General features: G+C 53.9%; 19 protein-coding genes and 1 tRNA gene. 9 read left to right on the top strand and 11 right to left on the bottom strand.

Annotated features, from left to right (window positions below):
- Positions 1–126: 126 nt before the first annotated feature.
- Positions 127–780 carry an endonuclease III gene (gene nth / locus KBY68_RS11635; RefSeq protein ID WP_255097341.1) on the bottom strand — a complete coding sequence of 218 codons (654 nt, stop codon included), beginning with the start codon at positions 778–780 and terminating at the stop codon, positions 127–129.
- A 75-nt stretch (positions 781–855) separates the two neighbouring features.
- Here nth and aroC point away from each other — a divergent pair, with 75 nt between their 5' ends.
- Entirely contained in the window at positions 856–1959 is a 1104-nt protein-coding gene (aroC, locus tag KBY68_RS11640; protein WP_255097342.1) for a chorismate synthase, read from the top strand.
- On the opposite strand, the gene KBY68_RS11645 is transcribed toward aroC, so the two are convergent.
- The 5 genes from KBY68_RS11645 to KBY68_RS11665 form a co-directional block, all read right to left on the bottom strand.
- On the bottom strand, positions 1948–2397 hold the full coding sequence (locus KBY68_RS11645; protein ID WP_255097343.1) for a hypothetical protein: 450 nt from the start codon (positions 2395–2397) through the stop codon (positions 1948–1950). The genes aroC and KBY68_RS11645 overlap by 12 nt on opposite strands.
- Before the next feature lie 72 nt (positions 2398–2469).
- Complete coding sequence (locus KBY68_RS11650; protein WP_255097344.1) at positions 2470–3087, bottom strand: bifunctional 4-hydroxy-2-oxoglutarate aldolase/2-dehydro-3-deoxy-phosphogluconate aldolase; 618 nt, start codon at positions 3085–3087, stop codon at positions 2470–2472.
- 28 nt (positions 3088–3115) lie between these two features.
- Positions 3116–4969, bottom strand: a complete 1854-nt coding sequence (gene ftsH3 / locus KBY68_RS11655) for an ATP-dependent zinc metalloprotease FtsH3 (protein WP_255097345.1) — start codon at positions 4967–4969, stop codon at positions 3116–3118.
- Positions 4970–5013: 44 nt separating this feature from the next.
- Positions 5014–6156 carry a sulfate adenylyltransferase gene (gene sat / locus KBY68_RS11660; RefSeq protein WP_255097347.1) on the bottom strand — a complete coding sequence of 381 codons (1143 nt, stop codon included), beginning with the start codon at positions 6154–6156 and terminating at the stop codon, positions 5014–5016.
- A gap of 25 nt (positions 6157–6181) precedes the next feature.
- Positions 6182–7015, bottom strand: a complete 834-nt coding sequence (locus KBY68_RS11665; RefSeq protein ID WP_106498730.1) for a photosystem II manganese-stabilizing polypeptide — start codon at positions 7013–7015, stop codon at positions 6182–6184.
- 82 nt (positions 7016–7097) lie between these two features.
- Between KBY68_RS11665 and KBY68_RS11670 the strand changes: the two genes are divergently transcribed.
- The gene (locus KBY68_RS11670; protein WP_106498619.1) at positions 7098–7400 is read left to right on the top strand and encodes a hypothetical protein; all 303 of its coding nucleotides are present in this window, start codon (positions 7098–7100) and stop codon (positions 7398–7400) included.
- On the opposite strand, the gene coaBC is transcribed toward KBY68_RS11670, so the two are convergent.
- Together coaBC and isiD are read right to left on the bottom strand one after the other, a co-directional pair.
- The gene (gene coaBC / locus KBY68_RS11675; RefSeq protein ID WP_255097348.1) at positions 7348–8622 is read right to left on the bottom strand and encodes a bifunctional phosphopantothenoylcysteine decarboxylase/phosphopantothenate--cysteine ligase CoaBC; all 1275 of its coding nucleotides are present in this window, start codon (positions 8620–8622) and stop codon (positions 7348–7350) included. The two genes, KBY68_RS11670 and coaBC, sit on opposite strands and share 53 nt — an antisense overlap.
- 2 nt (positions 8623–8624) lie before the next feature.
- A complete protein-coding gene (gene isiD, locus KBY68_RS11680; RefSeq protein ID WP_106498617.1) occupies positions 8625–8840 on the bottom strand; it encodes a protein IsiD in 216 nt (71 codons plus the stop codon).
- 27 nt (positions 8841–8867) lie between these two features.
- Between isiD and KBY68_RS11685 the strand changes: the two genes are divergently transcribed.
- The 5 genes from KBY68_RS11685 (at position 8868) to KBY68_RS11705 (ending at position 11561) form a co-directional block, all read left to right on the top strand.
- Positions 8868–8940, top strand: a tRNA-Ala gene (locus KBY68_RS11685).
- Between the two features lie 5 nt (positions 8941–8945).
- On the top strand, positions 8946–9245 hold the full coding sequence (locus KBY68_RS11690; protein ID WP_255097349.1) for a hypothetical protein: 300 nt from the start codon (positions 8946–8948) through the stop codon (positions 9243–9245).
- 63 nt (positions 9246–9308) lie between these two features.
- On the top strand, positions 9309–9509 hold the full coding sequence (locus KBY68_RS11695; protein ID WP_106498615.1) for a DUF8635 family protein: 201 nt from the start codon (positions 9309–9311) through the stop codon (positions 9507–9509).
- 179 nt (positions 9510–9688) lie between these two features.
- On the top strand, positions 9689–10021 hold the full coding sequence (locus KBY68_RS11700; RefSeq protein WP_241536927.1) for a DUF565 domain-containing protein: 333 nt from the start codon (positions 9689–9691) through the stop codon (positions 10019–10021).
- A gap of 67 nt (positions 10022–10088) precedes the next feature.
- Positions 10089–11561: an NAD(P)/FAD-dependent oxidoreductase gene (locus tag KBY68_RS11705; protein ID WP_255097350.1), complete on the top strand. Its 1473-nt coding sequence runs from the start codon at positions 10089–10091 to the stop codon at positions 11559–11561.
- On the opposite strand, the gene KBY68_RS11710 is transcribed toward KBY68_RS11705, so the two are convergent.
- Together KBY68_RS11710 and KBY68_RS11715 are read right to left on the bottom strand one after the other, a co-directional pair.
- A complete protein-coding gene (locus KBY68_RS11710; protein WP_255097351.1) occupies positions 11558–12577 on the bottom strand; it encodes an aspartate carbamoyltransferase catalytic subunit in 1020 nt (339 codons plus the stop codon). The genes KBY68_RS11705 and KBY68_RS11710 overlap by 4 nt on opposite strands.
- Before the next feature lie 145 nt (positions 12578–12722).
- Entirely contained in the window at positions 12723–13280 is a 558-nt protein-coding gene (locus KBY68_RS11715) for a DNA-3-methyladenine glycosylase (RefSeq protein WP_255097355.1), read from the bottom strand.
- Positions 13281–13315: 35 nt separating this feature from the next.
- On the opposite strand from KBY68_RS11715, the gene KBY68_RS11720 reads away from it, so the two are divergent.
- Entirely contained in the window at positions 13316–13582 is a 267-nt protein-coding gene (locus tag KBY68_RS11720) for a hypothetical protein (protein ID WP_255097352.1), read from the top strand.
- A gap of 200 nt (positions 13583–13782) precedes the next feature.
- Here the strand turns inward: KBY68_RS11720 and KBY68_RS11725 are convergent, their stop codons facing one another.
- Positions 13783–14013 (bottom strand): hypothetical protein, encoded by a 231-nt coding sequence (locus KBY68_RS11725; RefSeq protein ID WP_255097353.1) that lies wholly within the window; start codon positions 14011–14013, stop codon positions 13783–13785.
- Between the two features lie 189 nt (positions 14014–14202).
- On the opposite strand from KBY68_RS11725, the gene KBY68_RS11730 reads away from it, so the two are divergent.
- Entirely contained in the window at positions 14203–15237 is a 1035-nt protein-coding gene (locus tag KBY68_RS11730; RefSeq protein ID WP_255097354.1) for a carbamoyl-phosphate synthase, read from the top strand.
- The last annotated feature ends 254 nt before the right edge of the window (positions 15238–15491 follow it).

Below are 15491 nucleotides of genomic sequence, written 5' to 3' on the forward strand. Positions count from 1 at the left end.
CCTTGCAGCAGCTGAAAGCGCTCCTGTAGCCCTAACCGCCCCTGCAATCGGTTGATCACTAACTAAGCAAACGCTTAATTAGAGGAATAGAAATCGCCCCCGCTAACCCGGGGGCTTTTTAATGGTTTAGGCCTTGTTGGCAAGCAATGGTTTACGGCGATTAGGAAACAGCTCTTTGCAAAGGGGGCACACCATGCCATTGCAGCCGCGGGCGGTGCAAAATTCACGGCCATAGAAAATTATTTGGAGGTGCAATTTATTCCATGCCTCCCTTGGAAATAAACGCTTCAAATCGGTTTCAGTGCGGGCCACATTTTCACCATTACTAAGGCCCCAGCGCTGGGCTAAGCGGTGGATGTGGGTGTCTACGGGGAATGCCGGCACACCAAAGGCTTGAGCCATCACCACACTGGCTGTTTTATGACCCACCCCAGGCAGGGCTTCAAGGGCTGTAAAACTCTTAGGTACTTGGCCTGCATGGCGTTCAATTAATAATTCAGCTAGCCGTTTTACATTGGCTGCTTTAGTTCGAGCTAACCCCAATTGACGAATATGGCTAAAAATCGATGCTTCTGTTAAATCTGCCATGGCAGCAGGGTTAGGCCCGGCCGCAAAAAGAGCTGGTGTTACCTCGTTTACTTTTTTATCGGTGCATTGGGCGCTTAACAACACCGCCACAAGCAAGGTAAATGGATCACTGTGATCAAGCGGCACTGGAGTTTCTGGGTAGTGCTGCTCCAGCCTTTGCATAACAAGGGCAGCCCTTTCAGCCTTGCGCATTGGTTATCACCTCGAGAGAACCATAATGAATTTGATCTCGAGCTGATCAAGCTCAGCCTCAGGTTTTATTGATTTATGGGCAGCAGTTTTGGCCAGCTTTTTCGGATCTCCACATTTGGTGAATCCCATGGCGGCGGTGTTGGGGTGATTGTGGATGGCTGTCCGCCACGGCTTTGCCTGGATCTAGCTGCGATCCAAGTTGAGCTTGATCGGCGCAAGCCAGGTCAAAGCAAGATCACCACACCCCGCAAGGAAGCGGATCAAGTGGAAATCCTCAGTGGCTTATTAGATGGCGTCACCCTTGGCACACCTATTGCCATGGTGGTGCGCAATAAAGACCAACGGCCCCAGGATTACAAAGAGATGGAAGTGGCCTTTCGCCCTTCCCACGCCGATGCCACCTACCAGGCAAAATATGGCATCCAAGCCCCCAGTGGAGGCGGTAGAGCATCAGCGCGGGAAACGATTGGCCGCGTGGCAGCTGGTGCCATTGCCAAACAACTACTAGCCCAAACCCATGGCACCGAGATATTGGCCTGGGTGCGGCGGATCCACAACCTAGAAGCTGTTATTCCAACGGATCTACCCACCCTTGAAATGGTGGAGGCCAATATTGTGCGCTGCCCAGATGCAGCGATGGCGGTTCAAATGATCGAACGGATTGAAGCGATCGGCCGCGATGGTGATTCCTGTGGTGGTGTGATCGAGTGCGTAGTGAGGAGGCCGCCGGTGGGTATTGGCATGCCCGTTTTCGACAAACTGGAGGCCGACCTGGCAAAGGCGGTGATGTCTTTACCTGCCACCAAGGGTTTTGAGATCGGTTCTGGCTTTGCTGGCACCCAACTGCTGGGTAGTGAACACAACGATGCTTTCCTAGCAACTGGAGATGGCAGCTTGCATACGGCAACCAATAATTCCGGTGGCATCCAAGGCGGGATCAGCAACGGCGAACCGATTGTGATTCGAGTGGCCTTTAAACCAACCGCCACAATCCGCAAGGAGCAACAAACCATCAATGCCCGCGGTGAGGCCACCACATTGGCGGCTAAAGGCAGGCACGACCCCTGTGTATTACCAAGGGCCGTGCCAATGGTGGAAGCGATGGTTGCCCTAGTGCTGGCAGACCATTGGCTCCGCCAGCGAGGTCAATGTGGCAGCGCAGCTAACTCAGGAAACTGATGCTGGAGCTACGGCAGCATTGCTTGCCGCGGGGCGGGCAACTGGTTTTTTAACTACCGCTTTCTTGGCAACCCTTGGTTTAGCAACGCTTGGTTTAGCAGCTGTTCTTTTGGCAGCAGCAGCTGGTTTAGGGGCAACTGGTTTGCGCTGGGGGCGGGTGCGATGGCTCAATACCAAGGCCCATTCCGCATCACTGAGGCTGCTGGGCTTGTTGCCATAGGTGTCTGCCACCTTGGCGGCCCTTTCGATATCAGCCACCAAATTTTGCCAAGAGGCAGCAAAGCGTTTGTCGCTTTGTGATTTGGCGCCACTTTCGATCAAGGTTTCAACCACACCAGCGGTGGTTACCTTTTTGCGGCGGCGGTTAAAGATCTCCTTTTGCAATTGAGTAATCAAAGCAAGCGCCTTATCGCTGAGCTTGATGGTGAGCTGTGCCATTGGAAAGAAAAAAATTCCCTATCCCAGGAGTAGCACTTGAGACGCGCAATGGCAACTAATTACGCCAATGGCTCAGTTGCGGTTTGGCTTAGCTACCGCGAATGGCGCGAGGCTATCGATATGCCCAGGCCGCAAACAATTGCTGGAATCAAACAGGCTGGAGCCCAAAGCCACTGCCTGCACACCTGCTGCAAACCAACTGGCAAGATCTTTTGGGGCAATGCCACCGGCTGCAATACAAAAGGGCAGCGGAGCAAGGGGACCCTGCAGTTGCCGCCAATAGGTGGGGCCTAAAGCTGCCGCAGGGAAAAGTTTCACCAAGCCAGATGCCCCACTGCAAACGCTGCCGAAGTGGTGGATTTCCGTGGGGCTAAATACACCTGGCACAAGGGTGATGCCAAGCTGTTGGGCCAACTGCAGCAAGGGCTCAGTTGCAATTGGCGCCATGGCGTATTCAAGGCCCAGGGCTGCTATGGCTTGAAGCTGCTCAGGCTCGCGGATGGCCGCTGCACCAAAGCGCAACAGGGGCCATTGGCGTTGCAAATCCAATAACAAATCAAACCACCAGGGCTCCGCATTCCAGGAGAGTTCCACATGGCGAAAACCAGCTGCGGCAACAGCTGCCACCTGTTGCTCAGCCTGGGTGCTGCAGTTTGGCCGCAACACCGCAAGCAGCGGGCTTACGGCCAAGGAAGAATGCAATCCTGCCGGATCTTGTTTAGGCGTAGTCGGCAACCTGCACATCACGGAGCAATAGGAGCTCCTGCAATTGCTCGGCATCAACTGTTTCCTGTTCCACCAAGAGATCAGCTAATTCATCGAGCACGGAGCGGTTAGCGCTCAGCACCGTGGTGGCCCGTTTGTAGGCAACTGCCACTAGTTCAGATACCTCAGCATCGATGGTGGCGGCTGTGTCTTCTGAGAAATCCCTCTCGGCGCCTATGTCGCGGCCAAGGAACATGCCGCCCTGGGATCTACCTAGGGCAACGGGTCCCAACTTATCGCTCATGCCAAAACGGGTAACCATCTGGCGGGCAACGCGGGCCACCTGCTGGAGATCATTGGAAGCACCAGTTGTTACTTCGTCTTCTCCGTAAACAATCTCCTCAGCCACCCGTCCACCCAGGGCAACGGCCATTTGGTTTTGCAAATAGGAGCGGGAGTAGAGGCCGGATTCCATCCGTTCTTCACTGGGGGTAAAGAAGGTGAGGCCGCCTGCATTACCGCGGGGAATGATGCTGATCTTTTGTACTGAGTCGTAGTCGGGCATTAAGGCACCAACAAGGGCATGGCCAGCCTCGTGGTATGCAACCAAACGTTTACGCCTTTCACTCATTACGCGATCTTTCTTCTCAGGGCCTGCCATCACCCTTTCGATCGCATCATTCACTTCATCCATGGAAATTTCCACCAGTTGCCTGCGGGCCGCCATGATTGCGGCTTCGTTTAGCAAATTGGCGAGATCAGCACCGGTAAAGCCAGGGGTGCGCCTGGCAACACGGTCGAGATCAACGTCTTTTGAAAGGGTTTTACCCCGGGCATGTACGCCCAAGATCTGAAGGCGACCGCTGTAATCAGGGCGATCAACCACCACCTGACGATCAAAACGGCCCGGCCGCATTAAGGCTGCATCAAGCACATCAGGGCGGTTGGTGGCGGCAACAATGATGATGCCGGTGTTGCCCTCAAAACCGTCCATTTCAGTGAGCAACTGATTGAGGGTTTGCTCCCTTTCATCGTTGCCACCACCGAGGCCTGCACCCCTTTGACGACCAACGGCATCAATTTCATCAATAAAAACTATGCAAGGGGCATTCTTTTTAGCTTGCTCAAATAGATCACGAACTCTGCTAGCACCCACACCCACAAACATTTCAACAAATTCAGAACCTGAAATTGAGAAAAAAGGCACTCCAGCTTCACCGGCAACGGCTTTTGCAAGCAGGGTTTTACCAGTGCCGGGCGGGCCAACTAAAAGCACACCTTTAGGGATTTTTGCACCAACAGCAGTGAAGCGATCTGGGTTTTTAAGGAAATCAACCACCTCAGTGAGTTCAAGTTTTGCTCCTTCAATGCCAGCAACATCATTGAAAGTAACTTGAGTTTGGGGCTCCATTTGCACCCGAGCTTTGCTTTTACCAAAACTCATGGCTTGGTTACCACCGCCACCTTGGGCGCGGCGCAGCAGGAAAAACAAACCGCCAAGCAACAGAATTGGAAACAACAAACTGCTGGCTGCCTGCTGCCAAGCAGGGGTTTGACGGGTTGGTTGAACGGCGATGTCAACCTTGTTATCGGTGAGAATTTTGAGCAGGTCTTTATCTGGAGCGAGGTTCACTTCAGCGCGGCGGCCATCGCTTTCAACTACCAAAGCAGTGCCTCGGTCTGGTGAAATCAGCACCCTAGAAATTTGATTTGCTTGCACCGCTTCAATGAAATCGCTGTAGCGCAAACTTCTTGGGGCGTTTGCTGGAGCGGGCCTGCCGCCCATAAAGGCAGTGCCAAGGGCGATCAACACCACCACCAAAAGCACGTATAAACCTGCATTACGCCAGCCCTTCTTGCCTGCCACTTAACCCACCTCGTTAGTAAAGGAATGTTAACCGATCCTGAGTTTCAGGGGGCGCGGAGCACCTCAACAACGCTGCGGAAGGCAAACCACTCAGGAATTTCCTCGCCGCTGCGCAGCATTTGCCGGAATTGGGTGCCACTCAGTTTTTGCACATGCAAACCACGGGCCTCAGCATGTTCAGCGGTTACGTAGCCCTCTTCCTGGGTATAAACAAGGTTCAATGAGGGCACTGTTTCCATGGCCAGTTCCGGCGCGCAGGCCCTAGCAAAATCCTGGGCTTCGTAGGGGCCGTAGAAATCCTCACCGCTAATCGACGACTTACATCCGGCCATATCCCTGCCGATGATGAAGTGGGTGCAGCCGTAATTGCGGCGGATAATCATGTGCTGCAGCGCTTCCCTCGGCCCCGCCATGTGCATGGCATAGGGGAGATAGGCCCAGCGAATGCGCGGGTTATCAACTTCAGCAGCGAGCCTTTCATATGTTTGAAAGCGCACATTGCCGGGAATGTCGTCTTGCTGGGTGGGGCCGCAGGTGGGATGCACCAACACAACAGCAGCTGCGCTCACATTGCTGGCATGGAGTGCCCGGGTGAACAACTCGTAGTGGGCGCGATGGATTGGGTTACGGCACTGAAAAGCCACCACATCCTCCCCAGGTGGCAATGACTCCCTTACTTGAGCAGGGGTTTTGCAGGGAAACACCCGCTTGGGTAACTCGAGCCCCTGCAATGAACCACCCAGATAACGGTGCTTGCGTTCCATCGCAACCATGCGCACCGCTGGATGTTCAAGGGAGGTGGTGCCATAGCAACCTTTTGCCTCAATTGTTTTATCGGGCAACCACTGGTCTTGAACGGTTAAAACCGCAAGCTTTTGACCTTTGTAGGTGAGTAGCACCCGATCACCGAGTTGCAAATCATCCCGATCGGTATCAAAAACAAGTGGCAAGCCAAATAAATAGCCCGAACTGGTGCGATTACCAGCCACCACAGCGTTGTAATCAGCCTGGTGCATAAATCCCCGCTCAGGGGAGAAACCACCCACCACCAGGAGCTCCACATCGCAGGCGTTGCGATCGGAACATTCGATGCTGGTGGTTACATCAGCCAGCAGATCTTGATGCTGCTCAACAGGCAACATCAAATCCACCAAGCTGCCCCCATAGGGGGCGATCAGGGTAGTCATAGGGGGTAGTTAGTGGAGGCGGGAATCAAGCTGCTTCCAAACGGCCATAGAGCTCACCGCTCACCTTCACATCAACCACCTTTTTGGTGCCCATGTCGGTGTCGGAGGGTTGAATCGCCGTGAACACCCCTGCAAATTCTCCGGTTTGGGCATCCAGGCGGGTGATCGAGAAATTCATCGTGCCGGAGCCATCCACGTAACGCTTCACGTTCTCTTTACGCAGCTCCTCATCGTCGCCGGCGGGCACTAAACCCATGGCGCTGCTGTAGCCGGTGGTGAGGCCACGGCCCTTGGGATCAAGGAAATTACTGGTGCGGTAGCTGGGGGTGCGATAGGGGCCTTCGAAATCAGTGCTGGTGGAGAGGTTGGTGCCCTCGGCGGTGGCATCAAGCAACTTGCTGGAGAAGGTGAAAGGCACCTCTTCGCCGCCGGGCAGAAGCACTGTGATTGGTTGGAAATCGATCCCACCCAATTCCTTAAAGCGCAAACCGGAACCCTCAACCGTTAGGTCGCCAAATACGGAATCCAGGCTGGAGGTGTAACGGGTAAGGATGCGGCCATCAACAAATTGCGCCTCTTGGCGTTTGTTGGCTGGTTCACCTTTCACTGCAACCGTGCTGGGGTGAAAGCACATTTCCTTGAGCTGATAACGGCTGCCGGCCTGGAGGGCAATGGTGCCGCGGGCGGATTCCGGCAGGGTGGCGCAGTCGTTAGCGAGGCCGGTGTTGTGAATGTCTTCGTAGGTGAGATCGGCTCGATCAATCGCTTTAGCGCCCCCACTGCAGGCGGTTAATAGGGTCAAACAAGCTGCCAGGCAAAGGGTTATGGCTGCTTGGAGAAGTTTCCTCAGGCTATGCATGGGGAGCAAAGAAGGCATGGGGGCGATCGTACAACCGAAAACTCCTTGTGCCGGATAGGATGTCGCGCCTCTAAACATCTCGATGGCCACAGCCGAAACGGACTGGAGCCAACGCTTCGCCAAATGGCAAGCAGAGGCCCAGTTGCTTGCCGCAGAAGCCGAGGGAAATCCCATCGCCCTGCTGGCGGTATTAAGGGAAATGGAGGGAGTGCATCGGCGCCTGCAGGAGGGGGCCCTACGCAACAGCCTGCCTGCGGATCGCCGCCGTTTATTTGCCTTGTTACAGGCGATTGAACAAAGTGGCGGCTGGCCTTACATCCCGCGGCTACAAATCAAAACCCTGTTGGAACATTTAAATCCTGAAGGCAGCGATTCAGCTGGCTGAGCAATTGATGGGCAAGTTCCAACTTGCCGCAGGGGCCCAGCTGTTGCGGCGCTGCTCCCTGCTGCAACAACCAGCCTTTATTGGTGGGTGCAGCAAACCCGGCATCAGCTTGATCGATCGGATTAGCGAAAAGCAGATCACAGCCTTTTTGGCTCAATTTGGCTTGGGCCTGGGCTAACCCATCGCCGGTATGGGCGCAAAACCCCATCAAAACCTGTTGCTGGGGCTTGGCTACCACCATGGCCTGCAATAGATCTGGCACCGTTTGCCAAGCTTCAGGCTGGAGCAGCTGTTGATGCAGATCGGTTTTGCTGAGTTTTTCTGGATTTGGCCTCTGCAGGCGATGGTCGGCCACTGCAGCAGCCATCACCACCCCATTAGCCCAGGCTTGATGTTTTTTTAGTAGAAGCTCTAGATCAGCGGCACTTGTGAATTGATGGCATTCCAGGCCCTCGAGAATTGCGGGATCCAGCTGCAAGGGGCCATGCAGCAACTTCACCTCAGCACCCCGCCATTGGGCCGCCAGGGCCATTAGGGCGCCCATCCTGCCGGTGGAGGGATTTGATAGGAACCGAGCTGGATCTAGGGCTTCGCGGCTTGGGCCGGCGCTGATTAACAAGCGCAAGCCCTTGAGGTCTTGGTTGGCACCATGCAGGGCAAGGGATTCAGCCGCTAGCAGCAATTGGGCCGGCTCCCGCATGCGGCCAGCTCCGCGGCGATCACAGGCCAATAAACCAGCGCTGGCTGGTTCTAAGGCCAACAGGCCCGGATCAGCCTGGAGCAGGCGCCAATTACGTTGCACCGCAGGCCCATGCCACATGCTGGTGTTCATGGCGGCGGCCAGCAAACGAGGCGCCTCAGAAGCCAGCAGGGTTGATGCCAGCAAATTATCGGCAAGGCCATGCACTAAACGGGCCAAACTGCTGGCGCTGAGGGGCACCACCAGCACCAACTCAGCCCACTCCGCAAGTTCGATATGCAATGGTTTGGGCTGGCTTGCCAACCATTGATCGGCCTCTACGTAACAGGGATTGCGCGACAGGCTGGCTAGGGCTGAGGCACTCACAAGCTGAGCTGCACTTGGGGTGAGCACACAACGCACCTGGGCGCCACGCTGCACAAGGGCGCTCACTAATTGCGGCACTTTTACCGCTGCGATGCTGCCGCTTACAGCCAGTAGCAGGCGCTTGCCCGCTAGGGGATCAGCTGGGGCGGCTGGCATTGCTATTCCTCGTCGAATGGTTCTTGATCTACCAAATGCACATAGGGGCGCACCAGATCGGGTCGATGGATAGCTAGGGCCCGCATTAGGTGCCAATCATTGAGGCTGTCGAAGGGATTGGCGTAGTCGTCGGCATCAAGGCGCTGGGCTAAGGCTGCCACCGAATCTTCCGTGTGGGCGGCCAAAATGCTTTCAGAGATGGCGACGGGTTCAGACATGGGTGTTAATTTCAAATCGAGGTCCCTGGGGAGTTAGCTCAGCTGGTAGAGCGCTGCGATCGCACCGCAGAGGTCAGGGGTTCGAATCCCCTATTCTCCATCGCCATGGGCAAAAACCTAATAAGCGCGTTGCTAACCACCTGGGTTGGAACAATGCCCCTATTGGAAACTGAACAACACAAGATAATTCTGGCGCCGATCGCTCCGCGGGAAGTGGAAAACGGCGTTTTGGTTTACACCGAACGCCAAAACAAAGATGGCAGTGGCAGCCGGCTTGTGCCCTACGAAGTGGATTGCGCTGGAGCCCGGGTGCGAAAGCAGGGGGAGGCAGAGGAATGGTTTAAAGCCAAACCATTCACCCTGGCAAACAGCCTGCTGGAGAGGGTTTGCCGCAAAAGGCGGTGAGGTTATCGCGGCGGCGGCCCCGCAATGGGGTACAAAGGGTCATTAATCAACAAACCTCAACGCATGTCGCAGTCGAAGCGCGAACAGGTGGTGAGCCACCTCCGTTACATCCGCCAGGAACTGCGTGAAATGCACCAGGGGGTAATGGACGACGGCCTTTTGCCAGAAGCCGGTGAAGTGCGGGGCGTGATGGCCCAAATGGAAGCACTGCTGGAGCTTTTAGAAGGTAAAACCAGCCGCAAGGCAAAAGAAGCTGATTCCTGAAATCAGCCACAATTAGGTACCCATCCACTAGCTGTAGTGCCAAGCACAACAGCTGCCCGCATATTTGGTGTATATATAGCGATGGCGAAGCTTGGGCCAGGTGATGGGGATCATCGGCTGCTTCGCCAATAAATTGGATTCAGCGCACAAATTGGATTAATAACCCGATTCATAGCCCAGTGCAAAACACCCGTCTTCGCTTATACGGCAGCCAAGCACTGCTGCAGCTGGAAAGCTGGAGCCAGAATCCCTGGAGGCGCTATTCGCTGCTTTTAATCATCTTTTTAGGTGGTTTCAGCACTGGCGCAAGCATTGGTGCCTTAGCTGGTGCATTGAGTTTTTTAGATCCACTTGCCGCTTTGCTCTGCGTGCTGGTTGCTGAATTAGCAATCAGGGTTCGTAAACCGCTACTGCGCAAAGGGGGCGATCGCTTGCTGCTGGGGTTGCTTGATATGGCACGCATGGGCGTGATCTATGGCCTGCTGCTGGAGGGTTTTAAAGCCAGCGTGTGAGCACCGTTGCCAGTGCTTAACGAAACCAAGCCATATCTTTTAGGTATATCCGTTCGAATGCAAAGCCATGGCCGCCACTAAAGAACGTTTTTTCCTTGAACTGGAGCCACCAAGCGAGGAATTGCGCGATAAACCCCATGTGGTGATTGTTGGTGGGGGCTTTGCTGGCGTTAAGGCATGCAAAGCATTTAAAGGGGCGGATGTGCGGGTAACACTGATCGATAAACGTAATTTCAACCTGTTCCAGCCCTTGCTCTACCAGGTGGCAACCGGCTTGGTGGGTGCCAATGATGTGGCAACACCTTTGCGCCTATTGGTGGGTGCCCAGCGCAATGTGCAAGTGCTGCTGGGGGAGGTAAGCGATATCCAAGCCGATGCCAAGGAGATCATTTTTAATGGCAAATCTTTTAGTTACGACTACCTAATCCTGGCTGCCGGATCTGGCAGCACCTATTTCGGCCATGAGGATTGGCGCAGCATCGCGCCGCCAATGAAAATCCTTGAGCACGCCGCCGAAATAAGGCGGCGTTTATTGATGTCTTTAGAGCAAGCAGAACAAACTCCAAATCCAAAGGAACGGGAATTTCTCCAAACCGTTGTGATTGTTGGTGGCGGACCGGCTGGTTGTGAATTGGCCGGTGCCGTATCGGAGCTGATGCGTAATGCAATGGCGAAAGATTTCAAACAGGTTGATATCAGCCGCACCCGGATCGTGTTGGTTGATCCCGGCGATCGCGTATTGCGGGCAATGGATCCATTGCTATCGGAAGCTGCTGGCGCCCATTTGAAATCGGTGGGTATTGAATTCTTATTCCAAGGGCGGGTGCAATCAATCGTGCCTGGGGAGGTGTTGGTTGGCACCCCCAATGGTGATGTGCGCATCAAGGCTGCAAATGTGTTTTGGACAGCTGGTGTGAGGGCATCCCATCTGGGTAAGAGCCTGGCTGAATCAACCGGTTGCCAGCTTGATCGCGGCGGCCGCGTGGTGGTGGAGCCTGATTTCTCAATTCCCGGCCACCCTGAAATCCGTGTGGTGGGTGATCTATGCAGCTACAGCCACACCAGTGATGGCAAACCGCTACCTGGCATGGCCGGCCCTGCAACCCAAATGGGTGGCTGGGTTGCAAAAGACATCAAAGCGAAATTGATTGGTAACAAGATCAAGCCATTTTCATTTTTTGATTTCGGCACGATGGCGGTGTTGGGCAGGGTGAGTGCGGTGGCTGATCTGCGCGGCCTCAAATTGGTGGGCGCCAGCGGCTGGGGCCTTTGGGCTGCAGCTCACTTGGCCTTTATGCCCGACGATGAAAACCGCGTATCGCTACTTGTTAAGTGGCTTTGGGCCGTGCTTAGCCAACAACGTGGTGATCTGTTGATTACTGGTATGCCGAGCCAACACGTGGGACTAGAGGGCAGCGGCGCACCATTTCCAATGGGTATTGCCGGTGAAACATCAATCGCCGATATGGGTGGAGCAATGGCAGAAGCGATCGACAACTTCCGCAATGCCGGCAAGCCACAAGATCAAGCCAACAGTTAAAGCTCTTCGCTAGCTGCCATTAGATATAAAAGCGCCATCCGCACGGGGATTCCGTTGCGTACCTGTTCATCAATCAGGCTGATTTGCGGATCATCTAATAACTCACCGCTCAATTCCACCCCGCGATTAACAGGGCCAGGGTGCAGCACTGGCACGGGTTTAGCGCAGGCCCCTAGGCGTTTATGGGTGATGCCATAGCTGCGGTGATAGGCCTCAAGGCTGGTGATTTGATGCTGGCGCATGCGTTCCTTTTGTAGCCGTAGGGTCATTACCGCATCGGCTCCAGCTAAGGCCTTATCTAGGTTGCGCTCTAAGTGCACCGCACCGCGATTTGCGATTGGATCAAGGCTTAAACCCGATGGCGGTGCCGCCACAAATTGAGCAAAGGCATCAGGCAGGAGCGTGGCCGGCCCGCATAGCACCACTTCAGCGCCACAGGCCGTGAGGGCCCATAGGTTGGAACGGGCAACGCGGGAATGGAGCACATCACCAACGATCACGATGCGTTTGCCATGTAATGCTGCAGGGGTGGGAGATTCCGGCGCGAAATAACGGGCCATGGTGAATAGATCAAGCAGGGCCTGGCTTGGGTGACTATGTAAACCATCACCACCATTGAGCACTGCCACCCGTTCACCGGCTTGATCTAGGTCGCGAGCCAGGGCAGCGGGAACACCAGCGCAGCTATGGCGCACCACCAACACATCAGAACCCATGGCCACATAGGTGCGGGCGGTGTCGAGGAGGCTTTCGCCTTTGCTAAGGGCACTACTGGCGGGAGAAAAGCTCTGCACATCAGCGGAAAGGCGGCGGGCTGCCAACTCAAAACTGCTGCGGGTGCGGGTGCTGGGTTCAAAAAACAGTGTTGTTACTAAACGACCTTGGAGGGCAGGCAAACGCCGCTGGCCGCCCATGGGGATAGCTCTAAAGCGGCTCGCCAACTCGAGAACAGTGGTGTAGTTAGCAAGCGAAAACGCAGCTAGATCAAGCACATGGCGATGGCTCCAGTTGCTCAAAACTGCGCAAAACAAACAAATCCAAGTTAATGGGTTCCTTGCAGTTGGCTAGGGGACGGTTGGAAGCCATTGCAAAAACCAGCGGCCAGCCCACTGGCACCGCAGGCTTTGCTATTACTGGAGGCTATAAATTGTTTACTAACGATCAGCCCAGGCGGCTAACACTTTTATTGCCGCTTAGATACCAACGCCAAGCCAATTCCTTCCCTTGACTGATGCCAATGCGGGCGGTTTGCACCAGATTATCGGGGGTAATTATTCCCAACTCTGGCGATCTTTCCGCTAACCACAAACCAGATTCCTGGTTTGCCGGCAGGCCGTTGTGGGATCGATCAATGCCAAAACATCGCGCCAAAAGTGCAGGACCGGCTGCCAGCCGCGGTGGCCCAGCGGGCAGGGCAACAGCGCGCAGCAACACACCATTAGCCCAGTTATCGCGATCGGTTACCACATTTACGCAGTGGTGAATGCCGTAGGTGAGATACACATACCAATTACCTGGTGGGCCAAACAGCGTTTCATTGCTGGGGGTGCGGCGGCGATAGCCGTGGCACGCAGGCTCGCTCTGGCAATAGGCCTCCGTTTCCACAATCACGCCACTCAATAGCTCGCCATCCACTTGGCGTTTCAGCAGCAGGCAACCGATCAGTTCAGGTGCCACCACCTCAGCGGGGCGGGCGAAGAAGGCTTGGGGGAGGCTCAGAAGTTTCGTTAGGCTGGCATGAAAGCTTTACTAGCATGAACACTTCATGCCTGGTGGCTAAGCAGGTTGGCTTGAGCGGCCAGAATTCCTTGGGTAAGGAATATGCAGGGCGCACCGTGCTTATCGAAAGCAGCGAACCTGGCGTGTGGGTGATCAAAACGGCTCAAACCATTCCAGATTCTGAACTCTGGCTCCATCAGCCGGAAGCCTCTGCCCGGCTTGATCGTGCTCTTCTTGCCATTATCGAACCACCTAACGTTGCTGATCTCGATGTGCTGGAGCAGCAGCTGAGCTGCAAGTGATGACCTGGGAGCAGATCCAAGCCAGCAAAGGCCTGCGTTGGGAGCAGCTGCCGGGCTGTGGCCTGGCGCGATGGCTTATGGCTGCGCTTCCTCTGACTTCACCCTGATCACGATTCGGCCTATCGATGAACTTTTTATGAGTGTCAGAGGGCTACGCGTTCGGGTGAAATTGATCCAGCGGTTGGTGTTAAGCAACAGGATCATTCGGCTAGCTCCTGTGCTCGCTGTCGGTCACGATCCCGGTCGTTTTCAAAACCCTCCAACTCCACACCCCACTCGCCGCTAATGAAGCGCTGAGCGATCTGAGCGCGATGTAGCTGCTGCAAAGCTTGTTCCATCAGGCGGCGAATTGCAGGACCTTTCTTACTCTCACCAGTGAAATCAAGAATTTGAGCCATCTCATTTTCTGAAAGCTCAACAGTTACTTTCATAATTTAGGTCTCCAACAATCGCATTTCTAGCAAAGCATGAAACTTGTTGTCAAAAGTGTTGAGCACTCAAATCCCAGCAGCAACCCGCTCGGCGGGGCGTAGAAGGCTTGAGGGGAAAATATATGGACACACACCAAAGCGACACGTGCGATACCTGCCGGCCTCCTAATTGATAATTAAATATGGAGTATGAATAAGATCTTCAGCTTTAGCGTTTCCCTTATAGGAAGCAGCTCTTTTGCAATTGCATCTCTGCCATTCGGCCTCAGACCCGCAACAGCGCAGGAAGCCAAATCGACACAGGGCACAGCAGCAGACCTTGGTGTGATGAGCATTTCGCTGAAAGATGCCATTCAACCTAATTTTGGTTTTCAAGGCGCACTACAAGGAGCTGGCACTCCTAATCAAGCGGGTATTGGTGGTTTCTTACCATTAGTTACTGGTGATAACAGCGTATTTTTCTTAGACGCTCAAGCAAACGCTAATTTTGCTGATTACAACAACTACAGCAGCATCATTAATACAACAGTTGCTGGCACTACTATTTCCACCTCATCACGATTGGGTTATCGCTTTTTAAATAGCGATCGCTCCTGGATGTTTGGTGTGAATGCTGGTTATGACAGCCGCCCAATGGCAACAGGCGCTGCTGATACTGGAGTAAACGCAAGAAATTCATCTACTGTTTTTTATCAACAGGTGGCAGCAGGTTTAGAAGCTGTTTCTAATACTTGGAACTTTAATGCCTATGCCTTAGTTCCTTTTGGCACTGTTAATTATCAGCTCAACATTGCGTATCTAGGTGGTTATGGAGGTGGCGCGTTAGATACCTATGGTTTCGATGTTGGCTATGCCATTACTCCAGATTTCAAAGCATCAGTTGGTTATTACTACCAAGATGGTGACTTCGACACTGCTGATGGCTCTGGTGTGCTCGGCAGACTTTCTTACAATATCAGCAATGGTTTAACTGCTGGCGTTAATCTTTCCTATGACCAAGCATTTGAAACACGTTTTTCAGCAGATCTTAAATATCGCTTTGGCTCTAATGGTTATGGAGCGCCAAGCAAGAAGAAAGCTTGGCAGACACCTGTGATACAAGCACTCACAGAAACTTTGAAGCATAGAGACGTTAGGGCGCATGATGCAACGCACGGTCGCTTTGGGTGCCTGACCGATTCTAAACATACCAGTAAGAGTGGATGTGAATACTTCGGTTCTTGAGCTAATCGCGTTGTACCCGCGTGTTGTTGTAACTGACTTGCTGAGCCCACCGAATCCTGCGAAGCCTTAACCCCCTATTTATTCTCATACATATACATTTATTCCCTCAACGCATCTACCAAATACTTCGTTCTTTTCGCCATCACGGATGCCAACTTGCTGTGTGGGGAGGACTGAAAAACCAATTGGATAATTGACCAGCTACTCACACTTTCAAAGCTCAAGAATTAGTATGCGGGTATTAATGTTTAGCG

The sequence above is a fragment of the Synechococcus lacustris Maggiore-St4-Slac genome (assembly GCF_024345595.1).
GTDB classification, from domain to species: domain Bacteria; phylum Cyanobacteriota; class Cyanobacteriia; order PCC-6307; family Cyanobiaceae; genus Synechococcus_D; species Synechococcus_D lacustris.

Coding starts and splice junctions, on each gene's coding strand:
- KBY68_RS11730 (WP_255097354.1), top strand. CDS start 14,203: ATGAATAAGATCTTCAGCTTTAGCGTTTCCCTTATAGGAAGCAGCTCT.
- KBY68_RS11720 (WP_255097352.1), top strand. CDS start 13,316: ATGAACACTTCATGCCTGGTGGCTAAGCAGGTTGGCTTGAGCGGCCAG.
- KBY68_RS11690 (WP_255097349.1), top strand. CDS start 8,946: ATGGGCAAAAACCTAATAAGCGCGTTGCTAACCACCTGGGTTGGAACA.
- coaBC (WP_255097348.1), bottom strand. CDS start 8,622: ATGCCAGCCGCCCCAGCTGATCCCCTAGCGGGCAAGCGCCTGCTACTG.
- KBY68_RS11695 (WP_106498615.1), top strand. CDS start 9,309: ATGTCGCAGTCGAAGCGCGAACAGGTGGTGAGCCACCTCCGTTACATC.
- KBY68_RS11665 (WP_106498730.1), bottom strand. CDS start 7,015: ATGCATAGCCTGAGGAAACTTCTCCAAGCAGCCATAACCCTTTGCCTG.
- KBY68_RS11705 (WP_255097350.1), top strand. CDS start 10,089: ATGGCCGCCACTAAAGAACGTTTTTTCCTTGAACTGGAGCCACCAAGC.
- KBY68_RS11670 (WP_106498619.1), top strand. CDS start 7,098: ATGGCCACAGCCGAAACGGACTGGAGCCAACGCTTCGCCAAATGGCAA.
- KBY68_RS11645 (WP_255097343.1), bottom strand. CDS start 2,397: ATGGCACAGCTCACCATCAAGCTCAGCGATAAGGCGCTTGCTTTGATT.
- isiD (WP_106498617.1), bottom strand. CDS start 8,840: ATGTCTGAACCCGTCGCCATCTCTGAAAGCATTTTGGCCGCCCACACG.
- sat (WP_255097347.1), bottom strand. CDS start 6,156: ATGACTACCCTGATCGCCCCCTATGGGGGCAGCTTGGTGGATTTGATG.
- aroC (WP_255097342.1), top strand. CDS start 856: ATGGGCAGCAGTTTTGGCCAGCTTTTTCGGATCTCCACATTTGGTGAA.
- nth (WP_255097341.1), bottom strand. CDS start 780: ATGCGCAAGGCTGAAAGGGCTGCCCTTGTTATGCAAAGGCTGGAGCAG.
- KBY68_RS11725 (WP_255097353.1), bottom strand. CDS start 14,013: ATGAAAGTAACTGTTGAGCTTTCAGAAAATGAGATGGCTCAAATTCTT.